This window comes from Rubrivirga aquatilis, from assembly GCF_046845665.1.
GTDB lineage: Bacteria > Bacteroidota > Rhodothermia > Rhodothermales > Rubricoccaceae > Rubrivirga.
Genome location: NZ_CP177355.1, coordinates 656,340 through 673,935, shown reverse-complemented (window position 1 = coordinate 673,935; position 17,596 = coordinate 656,340). Strand labels below are relative to the sequence as shown.

General features: G+C 71.9%; 12 protein-coding genes. 6 read left to right on the top strand and 6 right to left on the bottom strand.

Annotation, left to right across the window (positions count from 1 at the left end):
• Positions 1 to 501: 501 nt before the first annotated feature.
• Together ACLII4_RS02835 and ACLII4_RS02830 are read right to left on the bottom strand one after the other, a co-directional pair.
• Complete coding sequence (locus ACLII4_RS02835) at positions 502 to 2,055, bottom strand: amidase (protein WP_412069385.1); 1,554 nt, start codon at positions 2,053 to 2,055, stop codon at positions 502 to 504.
• A 118-nt stretch (positions 2,056 to 2,173) separates the two neighbouring features.
• Positions 2,174 to 4,204, bottom strand: a complete 2,031-nt coding sequence (locus ACLII4_RS02830) for a prolyl oligopeptidase family serine peptidase (protein ID WP_412069384.1) — start codon at positions 4,202 to 4,204, stop codon at positions 2,174 to 2,176.
• A gap of 187 nt (positions 4,205 to 4,391) precedes the next feature.
• Here ACLII4_RS02830 and ACLII4_RS02825 point away from each other — a divergent pair, with 187 nt between their 5' ends.
• On the top strand, positions 4,392 to 4,544 hold the full coding sequence (locus ACLII4_RS02825) for a HepT-like ribonuclease domain-containing protein (RefSeq protein WP_412069383.1): 153 nt from the start codon (positions 4,392 to 4,394) through the stop codon (positions 4,542 to 4,544).
• 124 nt (positions 4,545 to 4,668) lie between these two features.
• Here the strand turns inward: ACLII4_RS02825 and ACLII4_RS02820 are convergent, their stop codons facing one another.
• The 4 genes from ACLII4_RS02820 to rnc all read right to left on the bottom strand — a co-directional run bounded on the left by ACLII4_RS02820 (position 4,669) and on the right by rnc (position 11,671).
• Entirely contained in the window at positions 4,669 to 7,167 is a 2,499-nt protein-coding gene (locus ACLII4_RS02820; RefSeq protein ID WP_412069382.1) for an ATP-binding protein, read from the bottom strand.
• A 119-nt stretch (positions 7,168 to 7,286) separates the two neighbouring features.
• Positions 7,287 to 7,430 (bottom strand): hypothetical protein, encoded by a 144-nt coding sequence (locus ACLII4_RS02815; RefSeq protein WP_412069381.1) that lies wholly within the window; start codon positions 7,428 to 7,430, stop codon positions 7,287 to 7,289.
• A 251-nt stretch (positions 7,431 to 7,681) separates the two neighbouring features.
• Positions 7,682 to 10,525, bottom strand: coding sequence for an aminomethyl-transferring glycine dehydrogenase (gcvP, locus tag ACLII4_RS02810; protein ID WP_412069380.1), 2,844 nt, complete (start codon positions 10,523 to 10,525; stop codon positions 7,682 to 7,684).
• 321 nt (positions 10,526 to 10,846) lie between these two features.
• The gene (gene rnc / locus ACLII4_RS02805) at positions 10,847 to 11,671 is read right to left on the bottom strand and encodes a ribonuclease III (RefSeq protein WP_412069379.1); all 825 of its coding nucleotides are present in this window, start codon (positions 11,669 to 11,671) and stop codon (positions 10,847 to 10,849) included.
• 186 nt (positions 11,672 to 11,857) lie between these two features.
• On the opposite strand from rnc, the gene ACLII4_RS02800 reads away from it, so the two are divergent.
• The 5 genes from ACLII4_RS02800 to ACLII4_RS02780 all read left to right on the top strand — a co-directional run bounded on the left by ACLII4_RS02800 (position 11,858) and on the right by ACLII4_RS02780 (position 17,407).
• Positions 11,858 to 13,219, top strand: a complete 1,362-nt coding sequence (locus ACLII4_RS02800; protein ID WP_412069378.1) for an NAD-dependent succinate-semialdehyde dehydrogenase — start codon at positions 11,858 to 11,860, stop codon at positions 13,217 to 13,219.
• Positions 13,220 to 13,447: 228 nt separating this feature from the next.
• The gene (locus tag ACLII4_RS02795) at positions 13,448 to 13,786 is read left to right on the top strand and encodes a hypothetical protein (RefSeq protein ID WP_412069377.1); all 339 of its coding nucleotides are present in this window, start codon (positions 13,448 to 13,450) and stop codon (positions 13,784 to 13,786) included.
• Positions 13,787 to 13,903: 117 nt separating this feature from the next.
• Positions 13,904 to 14,758: a hypothetical protein gene (locus ACLII4_RS02790; RefSeq protein ID WP_412069376.1), complete on the top strand. Its 855-nt coding sequence runs from the start codon at positions 13,904 to 13,906 to the stop codon at positions 14,756 to 14,758.
• 243 nt (positions 14,759 to 15,001) lie between these two features.
• A complete protein-coding gene (locus ACLII4_RS02785; protein ID WP_412069375.1) occupies positions 15,002 to 15,454 on the top strand; it encodes an SxtJ family membrane protein in 453 nt (150 codons plus the stop codon).
• 48 nt (positions 15,455 to 15,502) lie between these two features.
• The gene (locus ACLII4_RS02780; protein ID WP_412069374.1) at positions 15,503 to 17,407 is read left to right on the top strand and encodes a carbamoyltransferase; all 1,905 of its coding nucleotides are present in this window, start codon (positions 15,503 to 15,505) and stop codon (positions 17,405 to 17,407) included.
• Positions 17,408 to 17,596: the final 189 nt, after the last annotated feature.

The following is a 17,596-nucleotide window of genomic DNA, read 5'->3' as shown; positions in this document are numbered from 1 at the left end:
CCTCCGCCCCGAATCGTGCGACCGGGCGCGCAAGCCCCCATTCCGGGCTAGCGCGATCCTCAGGCAGTCCTCAGAATGAGACGGCCACCTCCGGCCCGGGTCACCGCTCGACGCCGCGTTAGCCCCGCGAGCCCCGGAGCAGAGAGGGATGGGGCGGGCGAGAGACGAGCACTCGGAGCTCCTCCAACTCCGCGTCGCTCCACCTCGACGCCTCCGACGGTGCCGCGCACATCGACGAGACCGGAAGGCCGACGCCCGACCATCTCACAGCGAGGATGGGGGAGCGGGGAGGTTCGGTGGGCCGACGTGGTGGACGCCGACCGCGGCGACGTGCTCGGGGTCCAGCCGGCGATCGCGGCGCGCGTGGCGAGGAGCGACGGGAATGAGGACTCAACGTCGCCCACCGCCGCCACCGTACACAGACCTTTGTCGGGGCGAGCTCTCCGCCGCGAGCCGCCGTGACCCTGCGACACGCTCAGGGAGACGAGCGGACCGGCGCTGTCAGTCGAGCGCGGGGAAGCCCGACGGCGGGCGGCGGTGCCGGGTCGCCTGCTCGTAGGCGTACGCCATCCCGATCAGCGCCTCCTCACCGAGCATCTCGCCGACGAACGTGAGGCCCGTAGGAAGGCCGGCCGCCGTGAACCCGCTCGGGACCGTGATCGCGGGGAGGCCGGTGTGCGGCGAGAGCAGCTGGCTGTTGTCGCCGTGTGGGCTCTCGAGGTCCCCGACGAGGCGCGGCGGGTGGCTCCACGTCGGGTAGACGATCGCGTCGAGGTCGGCGGCGGCCATCGCGCCCTCGACCGCGTCGCGGAAGGCGATGTTGCGAGGCGACGCGAACACGTCGATGCAGGGCGGCTCGCGCTCGGCGGGGTCGGTGTCCTCCGCGAGCAGGGAGGCCAGCGCCTCGGCGTTGGAACCGAGGTACAGGCCCGAGTCGACGACCTCCTGGAGCGACCTGTAGCGGACCGTCGCGCCCCGCGTGGCGAGGTAGGCGTCGAGGTCCTGCCGGAAGGTGGCGCACCAGATGCCCTCCGTGAGCGCCTCGAAGTCCGGCACGTCGAACGGGTCGACGAGGACGGCGCCTTGTGCGGCGAGGTCACGGAGCGCCTGCTCAGTGCGGGCGGCCACCTCGGGGTCGGCGCCCACGAGATACCGCCGGAAGACGCCGACGCGGCGGCCCCGGAGACCGTCCAGGTCGAGCGCGGGGAGGTAGCTCGCCGGACGCCCCGCGGCGCGCGCCGTGATCGGGTCGGCCGGGTCGACGCCTGCGATCACGTCCAAGAGGCGGACGCCGTCCTCGACGGTCCGCGTCATGGGGCCGCCGATGTCGTTGCGGAGGAAGAGCGGCACGATCCCGTCGCGGCTGGTCAGACCCATCGACGACCGGATGCCGACGAGCGCCGTGTGCGACGACGGCCCGCGGATCGAGTTGCCCGTGTCGGTGCCGAGCCCGGCCATCCCGAGGTTGGCCGACACCGCGGCCGCCGTCCCGCCACTGCTGCCCGCCGGGACGCGGTCGAGGTCGTATGGATTGCGCGTCACGCCACCGATGGAGCTCTCCGTGAGGACGGGGCTGAAGGCCCACTCGGCCATGTTCGATTTGGCGAGCACGATCGCGCCCGCCTCCCGCAGACGCCGCACCTGGAAGGCGTCGTCGGGGGCGACGGCGCCCTTGAGGGCCAGCGACCCGGCCGCCGTCTGGAGGTCGGCCGTGTCGTAGTTGTCCTTGACGACGAGCGGGATGCCGTGGAGCGGGCGGAGGACGCCCGTCCGCGCGACCTCGGCGTCGAGCGCGTCGGCCCGTGCCAGGGCCCCGGCGTTGACGACTGTGAGCGCGTTGAGGCCGTCGGGCAGGTCGTAGGCCGCGATGCGCGCGAGGTATGCCTCGACGAGCGCCCGGCTCGTGAGGGTCCCCGCGCGCATAGCCGCATGGACCTCCGCGATGGTGGCCTCGGTCACGTCGGTCGGGGCCGCCGACGGCGCGGGCGGGGCGGAGGCGGCGCAGCCGGCCACGAAGAGAGCGAGCGCGAGGACTCCGGCGACGGGAGACGGCATGGGCATCCAGGGGAGGTCCCCCAACCTACCCCGCCCAATCGTTGGGGGTGGCCCGGGACGGGCGCTCGTCCGCATCGCTCCATCTACCCACACCGACGGGTCGCTCATGGCTCCACGTCTACTTGACGCCCCGGTACTGCTCGAACCACGCCAGGATGTAGGCCACCTTGGCCGCCAGCTGGCTCGGCCGGTTCGCGATGTTGTGCGAGGCGCCGGGGATCTCGATGTAGGCCGTCTCCACGCCGCGCAGGCGGAGCGCGTGGTACAGCTGCCGCGCCTCCGAGGGCGGCGTCCGCCGGTCGTCGGTCCCCACCATCACCATCGTCGGCGTCTGGATCTGGGCGACGACGGAGATCGGCGAGTCCTGCCAGTACGCCATCGGGTTCTCCCAGGGCTGGCCGGGGTAGCGGTAGTCCGCGTACCCGTAGTAGTTGTCGGCGACGAGCGTCTTCGAGATCCAGTTGACCACCGGCTTGATGACCGCCGCCGCCCGGAAGCGGTCCGAGTTGCCCACCATCCAGGCCGTCATCGTGCCGCCCGCGCTCCCGCCGGTCACGTACAGCGAGTCGGGGTGGACCGCGCCCGTCGCGAGGACGGCGTCGACGCCCGCCATGATGTCGCCGAAGTCGCCGCCGGGGTAGTCGTGGTAGAGCAGGTCGGCGAAGGCCTCGCCGTAGCCCGTGCTGCCGCGCGGGTTGGGGGTGAACACGACGTAGTCGGCCGCGGCGTAGAGCTGGACCTCGGCCGAGAACTGCGGCCCGTACGCCGCGATCGGCCCGCCGTGGTTCTCAACCAAGAGCGGGTACCGGCGCCCGGGCTCGGCGTTCGGCGGACGCGTGATCCAGCCCTGGATCTCCAGCCCGTCCGCGCTCTGCCACGTGATCTCCTCCGTCGGGCCTAGCTGGCGGTGCGCGAGCACGTCGCCGTTGAGGTCGGTCAGCACGCGCGTCTCGCCGTCAACCACGACGGCCACGTCCGAGGGCCGGTCGGCCGTCCCGTGCGTGAACGCGACCGTCCCGTCGTCGGCGACCGAGTACGCCCCGCTCGTGTACGGCCGGCTGATCGCCAGCCCGCCGAGCGCGTCGGTGATCTCGCGCACGTCGCCGTCGAGCCCGACCCACATCAGCCGCGTCGCGCCCCGGTCGAGGTACGTCGCGTAGAGCCCGTCGCCGTCCGCGTCCCAGGTGATGTCGCCCAGGCTCCGGTCGAGGCCGCCCGCCAGCACGCGCGTCGCCCCGGTACGGAGGTCGCGGACGCTCAGGCGCGTGTTCTGGAATGTCCGCACGCGGTCGTCGAAGCCGAGGTACGCCACGTGCCGGCCATCGGGCGAGACGGCCGGGCTCCGGTCGGGCCCGTCGCGGTCGGTCAGCGTGGTCACGGTCGTGTCCGCCAGCCCGACGCGGTACAGCTCCGAGGCCCGGAAGTCGAGCTCCCAGTCGGCGCTCCGGTTCGCTGAGAACATGAGGCCGCTGGCGTCGGGCAGCCAGTCGAAGTCGGCGCCGTGCTGGTAGTCGCCCGTCGTGACCTGGCGCGGGGTGCCGCCGTCGGCGGGCACCACGAACAGGTGCCGGTGGCCCGGCTCGATGTCGCCCGACCCGTCGGCCTCGTGGCGGACGCGCGTGATGATGCGTGGCGCATCCGCCCACTCGGCACCCTTCGGCTTGGCCGGCATCGTGACGGTGAACGTGGGGTCCTTCTCGGGCACCAGCATCGAGAACGCCAGCATCGTCCCGTCCGGCGACCACGCCAGCCCCGCCGGCGAGCGGTCGAGCTGGGTCAGCCGCGCCGTCTGGCCCGTGTCCTGCCACCGCACGTACAGCTCCGCGCCCTCGTCCGTCGACGCCACGTACGCCACGCGGTCGCCGCTCGGCGACCAGCGCGGCGAGCCCTCGCCGCCCTCGCCGACGGTCAGCTTGCGGTGGCCGGTCCCGTCCGTCCCCACGATCCACAGCGACCGCCGGCGCTTGTCCGTCATCCGGTCCATCCCCGCTCGCGCGTAGACGACGTGCTCGCCGTCCGGGCTGATCTGCGGGTCCTCAGCCCATTCGAGAGAGAACACGTCGTCGACGGTGAACGGCGCCTGCGCGAGCGCGGCCGGGGCGGCGAGGAGGACGAGGGCGGCGAGCAGGGGCCTCAGCATCGGGGTCATCGACAGGGTGGGGAGTGCAGTCCGCCCCGAGGATAGGCCCGCTCGCGGTCGGCCCTCAGGCGCCCCCGCCGATATCTTCGGCCCACGGGCTCTCGCCAGCCATTAGCGCTCTGCTGACCACGCACCGCGGCGCCATCCAGGCCGAGGCCCGGCCCCTGTGACCGACCGCCTCTAGCTCGACCACATCTTGAGCCGGATCGAGCGCATCGACCGCTGCACCGAGGCCGGGCGCGGCGGCTTCCTCCACGACGAGAAGCCCCAGGACGCTATCGTCCGCAACGTCCAAACGCTGGCCGAGTCCACGCAACGTCTCGCCGAGGCCTCAGCCGCCGGGAGGTGAGGATAGGAGAGGCCATCGCCAGGCGTTCGGACGCGCCGAGAGCGCGGGCCCTCCCGGCAGGCCTGCAGGGGTGGGTCCGCTGGCGTTGGCCGGGGCATGCCGTCAGACGGACCTCAACCTGAGATCAGGCAAGCGCAGGTTCGAGCCCCTTCGCATAGCTCACCGCCTCCTCCACGGACCACCGCCGGCCCTCCTCGGCGAGCCGTTCCCTCACGTCTGGAGCGCCCCCCTCGCGCGCACGGTCCAGATACTCTGGCGCCGACGACCCCGACGGATACACGGTGACGATCCCCTCCTGCTCGGAGAACACTTCGGCTGCAGCCTCCAGCGCGATCGCTCGCTCGCTGTGCCCCTCCGCGGCCTCCGTCGCCGCCAGCCCGAATAGCGCGAGCCCCTTCCCACGGACGCTCGCCACCTCGTCATAGGCCTGGAACGACTGAAAGAAATAGCCCCGGGCATCGTCTGTCCGGTCCAGAGCAAGCGACGACCACGCGAGGGAGTCGAGGATGCGGGCTTCCTCGGGTCGGTCTCGAACGGTCGCGAAGGCGCGTAGGGCATCGGCATAGTGCGCGATGGCGGCCTGATGATCCCCGGCCACATCGGCCAGCAGCCCTAACCCTCCGTAGGCCGCCCCCGCGCCTTCGTAATCCCCGATCCGGGTCTGGATCGCCAGCGCGTTTTCGAGGGCCACTCGTGCGGTCTCGGCGTCGCCCGTTGCGGCGTTGACGATTCCGAGGAAGGTCTGTGCGATGGCTTTCCCCCACGGCCAGTCGAGCTCACCGGCTTGCTGGAGGTCGAGGCTGCGCTCCAGATGGCGACGGGCGGTCTCCAGATCACCGCTGCTCATGGCCGTCGCGCCCGCCATGAAGAAGCTCAGGGCCTCGTCATAGGCGCTCCCAACCTCGCGAGCGATGTCGGCTCCTTTGAGAGACTCGGCGATCGCTCGGTCGAAATCGCCGAGCGTCATCGAGGCGAGGCCGGCCGTCGCGAGCGCCCGAGCACGGCCGAGGCTCGTCCTAGGACTGCTGGGCAACTCAAAGAACGCATCGCTCCACTCTCGGGCGCTGATGTGCAGGCCGCGGATGTGCCAGTACAGAACGAACGCCCCGCAGAGCAGCAGTCCGTTTTCTGCCGCCTCGCCGTCTCCCCCCTCCGCACGGGTTCGGTAGTGGGCGAGTGCGGCCTGGTGGTTGGCGGCTTCCGCGTCAGCCCGAGCCATCGACTCCAACTGGTTCGACCCCATCGCCCCCTGCCGGACCTCATCGGCAACGGCCAGGTAGTGATCAGCATGGCGAACGCGCAGCGCCTCGGCGTCCCCGCTCTCACCGAGCCGTTCCAGGGCGAACTCCCGGATCGTCTGGAGCATGTCGAACCGGCCCGGCACGCCCGTCGGCCGGACGAGCCCCTGCTCGATGAGGGAGGCCATCTCGTCGAGCCCCGTCTTTGCCGTGCCGTCATAGCAGACGGCCTCGGCGGCGCTCTGGGTCCACCCTCCTTCGAACACGGCCAGGCGGCGGTAGAGCTGCTGTTCGGGCTCCGTCAGGAGCGAGTGGCTCCAGTCGATGGTCGCGCGCAACGTCCGCTGGCGCTCGGGGAGGTCGCGGGCGCCGGTCGTGAGCACGTCGAGGGCGTGCTCCAGTCGTTGGAGGAGCGTTTGGGGATCGAGCACGCGCACCCGCGCGGCCGCCAGTTCGAGCGCGAGCGGGAGCCCGTCGAGTCGCCGACAGATGGCGACGACGGCGTCCGCTTGATCGGGCGTGGGCGCGAAACCAGGGCACGCATTGATTGCCCGTTCCATGAACAACGCCGTGGCCGGGTAGCGGCTCAGGTCGTCGGGCGCCACGGCGACCCCCAGCTTGGGGAGGTCGAGCGGCGCGACCGGATAGTCGGCCTCCGCCCCAATGCGGAGCGGCGACCGACTCGTCGCGAGGATGTGCAGGTGAGGGCACCGTGCGAGCAGCGCTGCGATGTCGGGCGCGGCGCCGAGGACCTGCTCCAGGTTGTCGAGCACGAAGAGCACATGCCGTGTGCCGACGAGGGCGCCGAGGCCGTCGAGGACCGAACGCCCTTCGGCTTCGGGCACATCGAGCGCCCTCGCGATGGTCGGGAGCACCATGCTCGGGTCCGTCACGGCGGCCAGTTGGACAAACGCGACGCCACCGGAAAACGTCGTCCGAAGAGCTTCGGCGACGGCGGTTGCTAGCCGCGTTTTGCCGGTCCCCCCTGGCCCCGTCAGCGTCACCATCCGGGCGTCCGACCGAAGCCGACCCACGATGTGATCTACGTCGCTCTCGCGCCCGATCAGAGCACCGGGCAGCGTCGGGGGAGGGACCGAGATCGCGTCGGCCACCGGTGGGCGATCCACGCCGGAGTCCTCGGGGGTCACCGCAAGCCGGAGGCGCTCGGGGTCGATGTCGAAGATCCAGGAGAGGACCACGGCCACGGGAAGTCCGGCGACGGCAAGCAGGATCGCCACACGCACCGTCCAATCCGGACCGTCCAGCGCCGGGGCGGCCACTGCGGCGACTTGGACGAGGAGCCACGCGACGCCGGCGTAGATCAGCGTCGAACGGATCACCCGGCGGCGCCTCAACTCACCGAACAGGGCGGATTGCTTTCCCATTCGGCTAAATACCTGGCGGTGAGCGGAGAGTCTACGGTCGATCTAACACCCATGCATCCAAGCCCCTGCGGGCGGACCGCCAGCGGGCAGGTAGCTGCCCGGCCGCTGCACGCTGACGATTAGCGGGCGAGACGCTTGCCCCGAGCGCGAGCGCCCGCCAGCCGGGGGCGCGACGGCCACACGGCGCGCGCGGTCTCGGCGTCCGAGTCGGACGCGACGGGCGGCGCCGGATGGACGAGCCGCGTAGCGTCGGTGACGGTCACGGCTGGTGGCGGCGCGCTCGAAACGCCGACTCGATCTCGCCCTCGGGTGCGCGGAACGTCGTCCCCTCCCGCAGGCGGGTTCAGTCATCCAGGATTTGAGCGGGAGCCAGCGGCGCCGTCAGGGCGCGCTCCAGCACCCGGGGCGCCTCGGCTGGGGCTACGGCCGTGCTCCGAAGCGCAAGCCGGGCGTGGAAGGCCTCGGTCGAAAGGGAAGACCCCCCATCGACGCACGGGCGAGCTGGTTCGCCCCCCTACACGTAGTCCTCCATCGGCGGGCAGGAGCAGACCAGGTTGCGGTCGCCGAAGGCGTTGTCGACGCGGGAGGTGGCCGGCCAGAACTTGGCCTCGCGCGTCCACGGCGCCGGGTACGCCGCTTGCTGGCGCGAGTACGCGTGGCTCCAGTCGTCCGACGTGACCTCGGCCGCCGTGTGGGGCGCTTGCTTGAGCACGTTGTCGACGGGGTCGGCCGTCCCCAGCTCGACCTCTTGGATCTCCGTCCGGATCGCGATCATCGCGTCGCAGAAGCGGTCCAGCTCCTCCTTCGACTCGCTCTCCGTCGGCTCGATCATTAGCGTGCCCGTCACCGGCCACGACATGGTCGGCGCGTGGAAGCCGTAGTCGATCAGGCGCTTGGCGATGTCCTCGGCCCCGATGCCCACGCTCTGGAACGGCCGCACGTCCAAGATGAACTCGTGCGCGACGCGCCCGCCGGGCCCCCGGTACAGCACGTCGTAGTGGCCCTCCAGGCGCTTCGCCATGTAGTTGGCGTTCAGGATCGCCAGCTGGCTCGCACGGCGCAGCCCCTCCGCGCCCATCATGGCGATGTAGGCCCACGAGATTAGCAGCACCAGCGAGCTGCCCGTCGGCCCCGACGCGACGGGCCCGATCGCGTTCTCACCGCCCGCCGCAGAGAGCGGGTGGCCCGGCAGGAACGGCGCCAGCCGCTCGACGACGCCGATCGGCCCCATGCCCGGCCCGCCGCCGCCGTGCGGAATCGCAAACGTCTTGTGCAGGTTGAGGTGGCACACGTCCATCCCGAAGTCGCCCGGGCGGCACAGCCCCACCATCGCGTTCATGTTGGCCCCGTCCATGTAGACGAGCCCGCCGTGGTCATGGACGATGTCGGCGATCTCCTGGATCGTCCGCTCGAAGACGCCGTGCGTGCTCGGGTACGTGATCATCAGCGCCGCCAGCCGGTCCGCGTGCTGCTCGGCCTTGGCGCGCAAGTCGGCCATGTCCACCTCGCCCGCCTCGGTCACCTTGACGGCCACCACGTCCATGCCCGCCATCACGGCGCTGGCGGGGTTCGTGCCGTGCGCCGAGGTCGGGATCAGGCAGACCGTCCGCTGGTCGTCGCCGCGCGACAGGTGGTAGGCGCGGATCGTCAAGAGCCCGGCGTACTCACCTTGGGCGCCCGAGTTGGGCTGGAGCGAGACGGCGTCGAAGCCGGTGATCTCCGCCAGCCACTCTTCGAGCGTGTCCACGATCTCCTCGTAGCCCTCCGTCTGGTCCTCGGGCGCGAACGGGTGGACGTTGGCGAAGCCCGGGAACGTGACCGGCATCATCTCGGCCGTCGCGTTGAGCTTCATCGTGCACGACCCGAGCGGGATCATGCTGTGGACGAGCGACAGGTCCCGGTTTTCGAGCCGCTTGAGGTAGCGGAGCATCTCGTGCTCGGTCCGGTGCCGCTCGAACGTCGGGTGCGTCAGAAAGTCCGTCGTCCGCGCCAGCAGCCCCTCGTAGCTCGCGTCGTCCGCCTCGGGCAGGACGGCCCCGCCGAAGGCGTCGACGAGGTCGGCGAGGTCGAGGTCCGTGACGGTCTCGTCGAGCGCGACGCCGACCGAGCCGTCGTCGTAGCGGCGGAGGTTGATGTCGAACTGATCGCTGGCGACCGCCGCCGCGTCCAGACCATCCGCCGTGTCGACGCGGATCGTGTCGAAATAGGCGTCGTGGCGGACCGTGTGGCCCGCCGCCTCCAGCGCCGTCGCCAGCCGCCGCGTCTGCCCGTGCACGTACTCGGCGATCGCCTTGATGCCCTCGGGTCCGTGGTAGACCGCGTAGAAGCCCGCGATGTTGGCGAGGAGCACCTGCGCCGTGCAGATGTTCGAGGTCGCCTTTTCGCGTCGGATGTGCTGCTCGCGGGTCTGGAGTGCCATCCGCAGCGCCGTGTCGCCCAGCCGGTCCTGGCTCACGCCGATGATGCGGCCCGGGATCTTGCGGGCGAACCCGTCGGTCGTCGCGAAGAACGCCGCGTGCGGGCCGCCGAAGCCCATCGGCACGCCGAACCGCTGGCTGGAGCCCAGCGCCACGTCCGCGCCCCAGCCGCCGGGCGCCTCGATGAGCGCGAGCGCCAGCAGGTCGGTCGCCACGGCGAGGTAGCCGCCCGCGCCGTGCACGGCCTCGGCGACGCCTGCGTAGTCCACGATCTCGCCGTCGGTCGTCGGGTACTGGACGAGCGCACCGATCGTGTCGTCGCCAAAGTCCGCGCTGGCGACGTCGGTCACCACGACCTCGATGCCGATCGGCTCGGCGCGCGTCTGGACGACCGCGATCGTCTGCGGGTGGCACCGCGCGTCGACCACGAACGTCGCCCGCTTGCCGCGGTGCGCGCCCGAGAACATGGCCATGGCCTCCGCCGCCGCCGTGCCCTCGTCGAGCAGGCTGGCGTTCGCGACCGGCAGGCCGGTCAAGTCGGAGACGGCGGTCTGGAAGTTGAGCAGCGCCTCGAGCCGGCCCTGGGCGATCTCGGCCTGGTACGGCGTGTACTGGGTGTACCAGCCCGGATTCTCGAGCACGTTGCGCTGGATGACCGGCGGCAGAATCGTGCCGTGGTAGCCGAGCCCGATGTAGCTCCGCGACGTCTGGTTGAGCTCCGCGAGCGCCGTCAGCTCGTCGAGCAGCTCGCGCTCCGACATCGGGTCGGGCAGGTCGAGCAGCCCCTCGAACTGGATGGTGTCGGGGACGGCCTGGGCGCTGAGCGCGTCGAGCGAGTCGAGCCCGAGCGCGTCGAGCATCTCGGCTTGCTCGGCGGCCGACGAGCCGAGGTGGCGGTCGACGAAGCGGTCGGGGTGGGCGGCGGTCACGAGCGTCTCCATCGGGCCGGGTCGGGGTGAGGGCGGCAAGTAACGAGCGAGCCGCGCGCAGTGCTCCCCCTCACGCCGTCTTCGCCCGGGAGGGAACGGGGCAAGGGGGACGAGGCAAGGGGCTCGCTCGTGGGACGCTTCCGCCAGCAGGCCGGCTCGCGCCCGGCCGACGCCGTGGTGTACCACGGCGCTACGGATCGGCTTGCGCCAGCAGGCTCACGGAGATCTCCAAACCGATCCTCCCCTACCGTCCGGGAGGGGCCGGGGGAGGGCGACGGGTACAGCACCTGCGGGTGGGCTCGCGCCAGCCGAAGGGCTCGCCCCTTGCCCCTCCTACGCCTTCGCCGTCTCGCGCCGACGCAGCGTCAGGAGCGCCTCGCGCGCAGCCGACTGCTCGGCGGCCTTCTTCGAGCGGTCGATGCCCGTCCCTAGCGCCTCGCCCTCTACCATCGCCGCGATCGTGAACTGGCGCTCGTGGCTCGGGCCCTCCTCCGAGACCACCTCGTAGGTCGGCTGCTCCAAGCCCAGCCCCTGGACGTATTCCAGCAGGCGGCTCTTGTGGTTGCTCCGGTCCGCCGCGGCGGCCTCCAGCGTCACGCACTGCGCCAGCACCGCAATCACGAACCGGCGCGCGGCGCCGTACCCGAGGTCGAGGTACACCGCCCCGACGATGGCCTCGAAGGCGTCGGCCAGAATCGTCGCGTTGCCCCGCCCGTCGGAGCCTTCCATGTTCTCGCTCATCAGGATCATCGGCCCCAGCCCGATGGCCTCGGCGTACCCCGCCAGCGCCTTCCCGTTGACCAGCGTCGCCCGCGTTCGCGTCAGCAGCCCCTCGTTGCGGTCGGGGAACCGGCGGAACGTGGCCTCCGCGACCACGGCGCCCAGCACGGCGTCGCCCAGGAACTCCAACCGCTCGTTGGACTCCGTCCCGTCGGTCGTCAGCCCGCGGAAGAGGGAGCGGTGGCGGAGCGCGTGCTCGTACAGATCCAGGTCGCCGATGGGCATCCCCACGATCGCCTCGATGGCGGCCCGCGAGACGCCCCGATCGGTCACTTCGTCGATGGTGCGGGGGGCCGGCCCGCCGGCCGGGGGCCGAAGCGTGCCGAGCCACGACCGCACCAGGCGGGCGCTTCGACGAAGGGTTCCAGAGGCGGCCATGGATCGAAAGGTGAGCGCCCGGAATCTCCGGCCTCGCGCGCGGTCTGGCAACTGACCCGCCCGGGTTTTCACGCCGGACGGAAGGCGGGCCGTCCGAAACGTCCGTCCCGGGCGCCGATCGGCGGGGGCCGTGCGGAACACCGGCCCCCCAAGCTCGCTCAACCCGGGCACCCGCCCGACGCCCCCATGCTCGCCACCGTCAACCCGGCCACCGAGGCCGAGATCGCCCGCTACGACCTCCTCGACGCGCCAGCCCTCGACGCCGCCCTCGGCCGCGCCGCCGACGCCTTCGAGGCCCATCGCCGGACCTCCTTCGACGACCGCGCCGTCGCCATGCGCCGGCTGGCGGACCTCCTGGACGGTCAGAAAGACGACCTCGGCCGCCTGATGACGACCGAGATGGGCAAGCCGCTCGCGCAAGCGGTCGCCGAGGCCGAAAAGTGCGCCTGGGTCTGCCGCTACTACGCCGAGCACGCCGAACGCTATCTGGCCGACGAGCCGCGCGCGACGGAGGCCACCAAGAGCGTCGTCGCGTACGAGCCGCTCGGGCCGGTGCTGGCGGTGATGCCGTGGAACTACCCCTTCTGGCAGGCCTTCCGCTTTGCCGCGCCGACCGTCATGGCCGGCGGCGTGGGGCTGCTCAAGCACGCCACGAGCGTCCTCGGCTGCGGCGACCGCATGGCCGCGCTGTTCACCGAGGCGGGCTTCGAGGAGGCCGTCTTCCAGCACCTCATCATCGACCACGACCAGACCGCCGAGGTCATCGCCGACGACCGCGTCCGCGCCGTCACGCTGACGGGGAGCGAGGGCGCCGGGCGCGTCATCGCCAAGCAGGCGGGCGAGGCGCTCAAGCCCTGCGTCCTGGAACTGGGCGGCACCGACGCCTTCATCGTGCTGGCGGATGCCGACCTCGACGCGGCGCTGGAGACGGGCATCACGTCGCGGACGCAGAACAACGGTCAGTCGTGCATCGCCGCCAAGCGGTTCATCCTGGAGGCGCCCATCGCCGACGCCTTCACCGAGCGCTTTACGCGCCGCATGGCCGCGCTCACGGTCGGCGACCCGCTCGACCCGGCCACCGACATCGGGCCGCTGGCGAGGAAGGACCTCCGCGACGACATCCAGGACCAGGTCGACCGCGCGGCCGCCGACGGCGCCGAGGTCTTGACCGGCGGCGCCATCCCCGACGGGACCGGCTACTACTACCCGCCGACCGTGCTCGCCGGCGTCGAAGAGGGCACGGTCGCCTTCGACGAGGAGATCTTCGGGCCGGTCGCCTCGCTCATCGTGGCCGACGACGCCGACGACGCGGTCCGGCTGGCGAACGCGACGCGCTTCGGACTCGGCGGCAGCGTCTGGACAGCGGACGTGGACAAGGGCGAGCGGCTGGCGCGCGAGATCCGCTCGGGCGCCGTGTTCGTCAACGAGATGACGAAGAGCCACCCCAACCTGCCGTTCGGCGGGATCGGCGCGAGCGGGTACGGCCGCGAGCTGGCGCGCCACGGCATCCGCGCGTTCGTCAACGCCAAGACGATCTGGGTGGACTGACCGCGGTCCGCACGACCGCCCGTGGTCCCGATGCCCCATGCGAGCGGCGGGACACCCTGGTAGGCTGCTGCGTCCGCTCCGAGGTGCCCCGTACGACCTCGTACCTCACGCTCGGTCTGGACGCATGACCGCTTCGGTGCGGCTCCCGTAAGCCGTTGACATAGGAGGCCTGGCTCGCAGTCGGGTATAGGGACGGCGTAGGTTGGCGCCGGACTGCCCCTCTGCGCCATGGACCCCGCTCTCATCGCCGTCATGCCGTTTATCGTCGCGAGTGTGGCGATCCTCGCCGGCACCTACGCCAAGGTGGCCAAGACGAACGCCGCGACGGCCGACAAGATGGGCCGGGCCACGGCCCACCTCGAAGACGAGCTCGCCGACGCGAAAGACGAGCGCGAGCGCTTGCGCCGCCGCATCGAGACGCTCGAGGCCATCGTCACGACGGAGGGCTACGACCTCGATCGCGAGGCGCGCGCTGCCGGCCTCGCCGACCGGATCGACCCCGGCCTGCTCGACCTCGACCCGCTCGCGGAGCCCGCCGACCGCCCGCGCCGCCGGGTCCGCGAGTAGCCCCGCCGCCGGGCCCCGCGACACAACCGACGCCGGGACCCGGCGGAATCGCCACAGGTCCGACACACGAACCGCCCGGCCACCCCCCAGGTTGGCGTCGCACCCCCGCACGCCGCCATGACCCGCTTGCTCTTCCTGGGCGCCCTCGCCCTCTCGCTCGCCGCCTGTGACGCCGCCGGCCCCGACGCCGCCCTCGCCGACGCGGCCCTCGACGATGCCGCCGTCACGCTCGCGACGGCCATCGCCGTCGACGCGGGCGGCATCCTGGAAGACGCGGCCGCCGCCGCCGCGTTCGCTGACACCGACGCCGCGCGTGTGTCCGCCCCCCACCGCCGGGGCTGTCGCGCCGAGCGCACCTTCGACGAGGTCGCCGTCGCTTGGACCCTCGTCGCCGACTGCGAGCGCGGCGCGGAGGACGGCTACTTCTACGCCGCCTTCGAGCGGACCGCGACGGTCCAGTTTTTCGACGCCGCTGGACAGCCCCAGCCCGAGGCCCGCAGCGCCGACGCGCTCCACTACGACGTGCTCTCGGCGTCGAGCCTGCTCCGCACCCCGCGCCACGTCCACGCCCTGACCCGTCTCGGTGTGGCGCTCGACGTGACCGACCTCGGCGCCGACCTCGTGACCGTCAACGGCGCCGTGCAGCGCGCGGCGACCGACACCCTGCGCGGCGCCCGCGGCGAGCGGACTGTCGCCTACGAACTCGACGCCACCCTCGCCGACGTGCGCGGCCCGCGTGGCACAGCGCGGCGCTGGCGCCGCGCCGTCGAGGGCACGATCTCAGGAACGTTCGTCGCCATCATCACCCGGACGCCCGCTGGCGGCGAGCCCGAGACCATCGAGATCGACGAGACCTTCGAGATCACCTTCCCGCTCGACGGGTCCGGCGACCGCGTCGTGGCCATCGTGCTCGGCGGCCGCCGCTACCGCGCCGACGTCGACACGGGCGAGGTCGCCGAGATGGACGCCTAGCCGCGCCCGCTCCGACCGCCCTGCGGGGGCGTGCTCCGGCACGTCCCCATCTATTGAGTCGGCGCGTCGGGGCAGGTGTCGAGGCCGCTGGCAGGCCAGAGAAACTCCTGGGGCGTACTCGGACTGTCCCCCTCGCTCGTAGGGAAGCCCGGGTCGCAAGTGATCGGGCAGGGATAGCGCCCGCAGGTCGGGGGGAGCGCCAGCCGCAATGGTCGGTGGCGGACGGCTCTAGCTTCCCCGCCCATGGCCGACGACGCCCCCCGTTTCCTCGAGACCGTCCGCGATGAAGTCCGCGCGCTTGATCCGTCGCGCCGCGCGCTCCGGCGGTTTGGGTGGACGGTCGGCGGCGTGTTCGTCGCCATCGCCGGGGTCGTGTGGTGGCGGAGCGACCTCGGCCCCTGGGTGTCGGGACTGGGCGGGCTGGGCGGTGCGCTGGTGATTCTCGGCACCGTCGCGCCCGGCGCGCTGCGCGGGGTCCGGCGGGTGTGGATGGCGCTCGCGTTCGCGCTCGGCTTCGTGATGACACGCGTGTTGCTGACGGTCGTGTTCGTCGCCATCGTGGTCCCGACCGGCCTGACCCTCCGCGCGTTCGGCCGCGACCCGCTGACGCGGCGGCCTGACGCGAGCGCGGCGACATATTGGGTCGACCGGGCCGACGGCCGCCCCGACCGCGAGAGCCTTGAACGCTTCTTTTAGAGCGTGGGGCGTGGGGACTCTCCACGTCCGACGCCCCGCGCCCCACGCATGACCGTCCTCGGCTTGTCCTGCTTCTACCACGACGCGGCCGCCGCACTCGTGCGCGACGGCGAGATCGTAGCGGCGGCCCAGGAGGAGCGGTTTACGCGCCGCAAGCACGACCCGTCATTCCCCACGAACGCCGCGGCGTACTGCCTGTCCGAGGCGGGCATCGAGGCGGGCCAGCTCGATGCGGTCGCCTTCTACGACAAGCCCCTGCTGACCTTCGAGCGGATTCTGGAGACTTCGCTGGCGTACGCCCCGCGCGGGCTGGGCGCCTTTATCCGCGCGATGCCGGTCTGGCTGACGCAGAAGCTGTGGACACCCGACACGATTCGTCGCGAGTTGGGCGACTATGAAGGCCCGCTCGTCTTCTCGGAGCACCATCGGAGCCACGCCGCGAGCGCCTTTTTCCCCTCCCCCTTCGAGCGCGCGGCCTTCCTCACGACGGACGGCGTCGGCGAGTGGGCGACGACGAGTTGGGGCGTCGGCGACGGCGCGGGCCTCGACCTGCGACAGGAGATCCACTTTCCGCACTCGCTCGGCCTGCTGTACTCGGCGTTCACCACGTTCTGCGGCTTCCGGGTCAACTCAGGCGAGTACAAGCTGATGGGGCTGGCGCCCTACGGCGAGCCTCGCTACGTCGACGTCATCCGCGAGCACCTGATCGACCTGCGCGCCGACGGCTCGTACCGGCTCCACGCCGACGCCTTCACCTTCGCGACGGGCACGCGGATGACGGGGCGCCGCTTCGAGGAGTTGTTCGGCGGACCGGCCCGCCAGCCCGAGTCGCCCCTCGCGCAGCGCGAGATGGACCTGGCGCGGAGCGTGCAGGCGGTCGTGGAGGACGCCGTGCTGGCGATGGCGCGGCACGTCCACGCCGAGACGGGGGAGACCAAGCTCTGCCTCGCGGGCGGCGTCGCGCTCAACTGCGTGGCCAACGGTCGGCTGTTGCGCGAGGGCCCGTTCGAGGACCTCTGGATCCAGCCCGCGGCCGGCGACGCTGGGGGCGCGCTCGGCGCCGCGCTCGTGGCCGCGCACGAGTGGGCCGACGAGCCGCGAGCCGTCTCCGCCAGCGACGCCATGCACGGCGCCTTCCTCGGCCCAGAGTGGACGCCCGACCAGATCCGCACCGCCCTCGACGCCGACGGCCTCCCGTACCAGACGCACGCCGACGGCGACGCGCTCACCGACCGCGTGGCGGACCTGCTCGCGGAGGGCCAGACCGTGGGCTGGTTCCAGGGCCGCGCCGAGTTCGGCCCCCGCGCCCTCGGCCACCGCTCCATCTTGGCCGACCCGCGCGGCGCCGACGTGCAGCGCCGCGTCAACTTGCAGATCAAGTTCCGCGAGAGCTTCCGGCCTTTCGCCCCCGCCGTGCTGGCGGAGCGGGCGGCGGAGTTCTTCGAACTCAGGCAAGAGGCAAGAGGCAAGGGCCAAGAGGGGATCGCCCATTGCCACGAGATCGAGAGTTGGGGAGATAGCCCTTCCCCCGTCCCCCGTCCCCCTTTCCCTGAATCCCCGTACATGTTGCTCGTGGGCCCGGTGCGGGGCGCGACGACCGGTGGCATCGGACTGGACAAGCGGGAGGCCGTCGCGAGCGCGCTGCCCGCCGTCACGCACGTCGACGGCTCGGCACGGGTGCAGACGGTCACGGCCGAGCGGAACGGCATGTTTCATGCCCTCCTGGCGGCGTTCGGCCGGAAGACGGGGTGCCCGGTGCTGGTCAACACGTCGTTCAACGTGCGCGGCGAGCCCATCGTCCACTCGCCCGCTGACGCGATTCGCGTGTTCCGGCGGACGGGGATGGACGCGCTGGCGATCGGCCCGTTCGTCGTCACGAAGGCGATGCTGCCCGAGGCCGAGCGCCAGCCGTATACGCCGGACGAGATCACGGCGGCCTACGGGCTCGATTAGCGCTCCCCTCCGTGTCGCCGGGGCTGCAGCGAGTCCCGGCAACCCGTCTCGTACGCCCCACAGCCAGCCGATTCGGCGTCGGGCGCACAAGAAGGGCGCGCCCACTATGGGCGAAATCGGCGCGTGGGGGATCCTGCGGGGCACACACGCGGTATGTTGCCGCTCAACGCCCGTGTGGAGCCCTCTGTG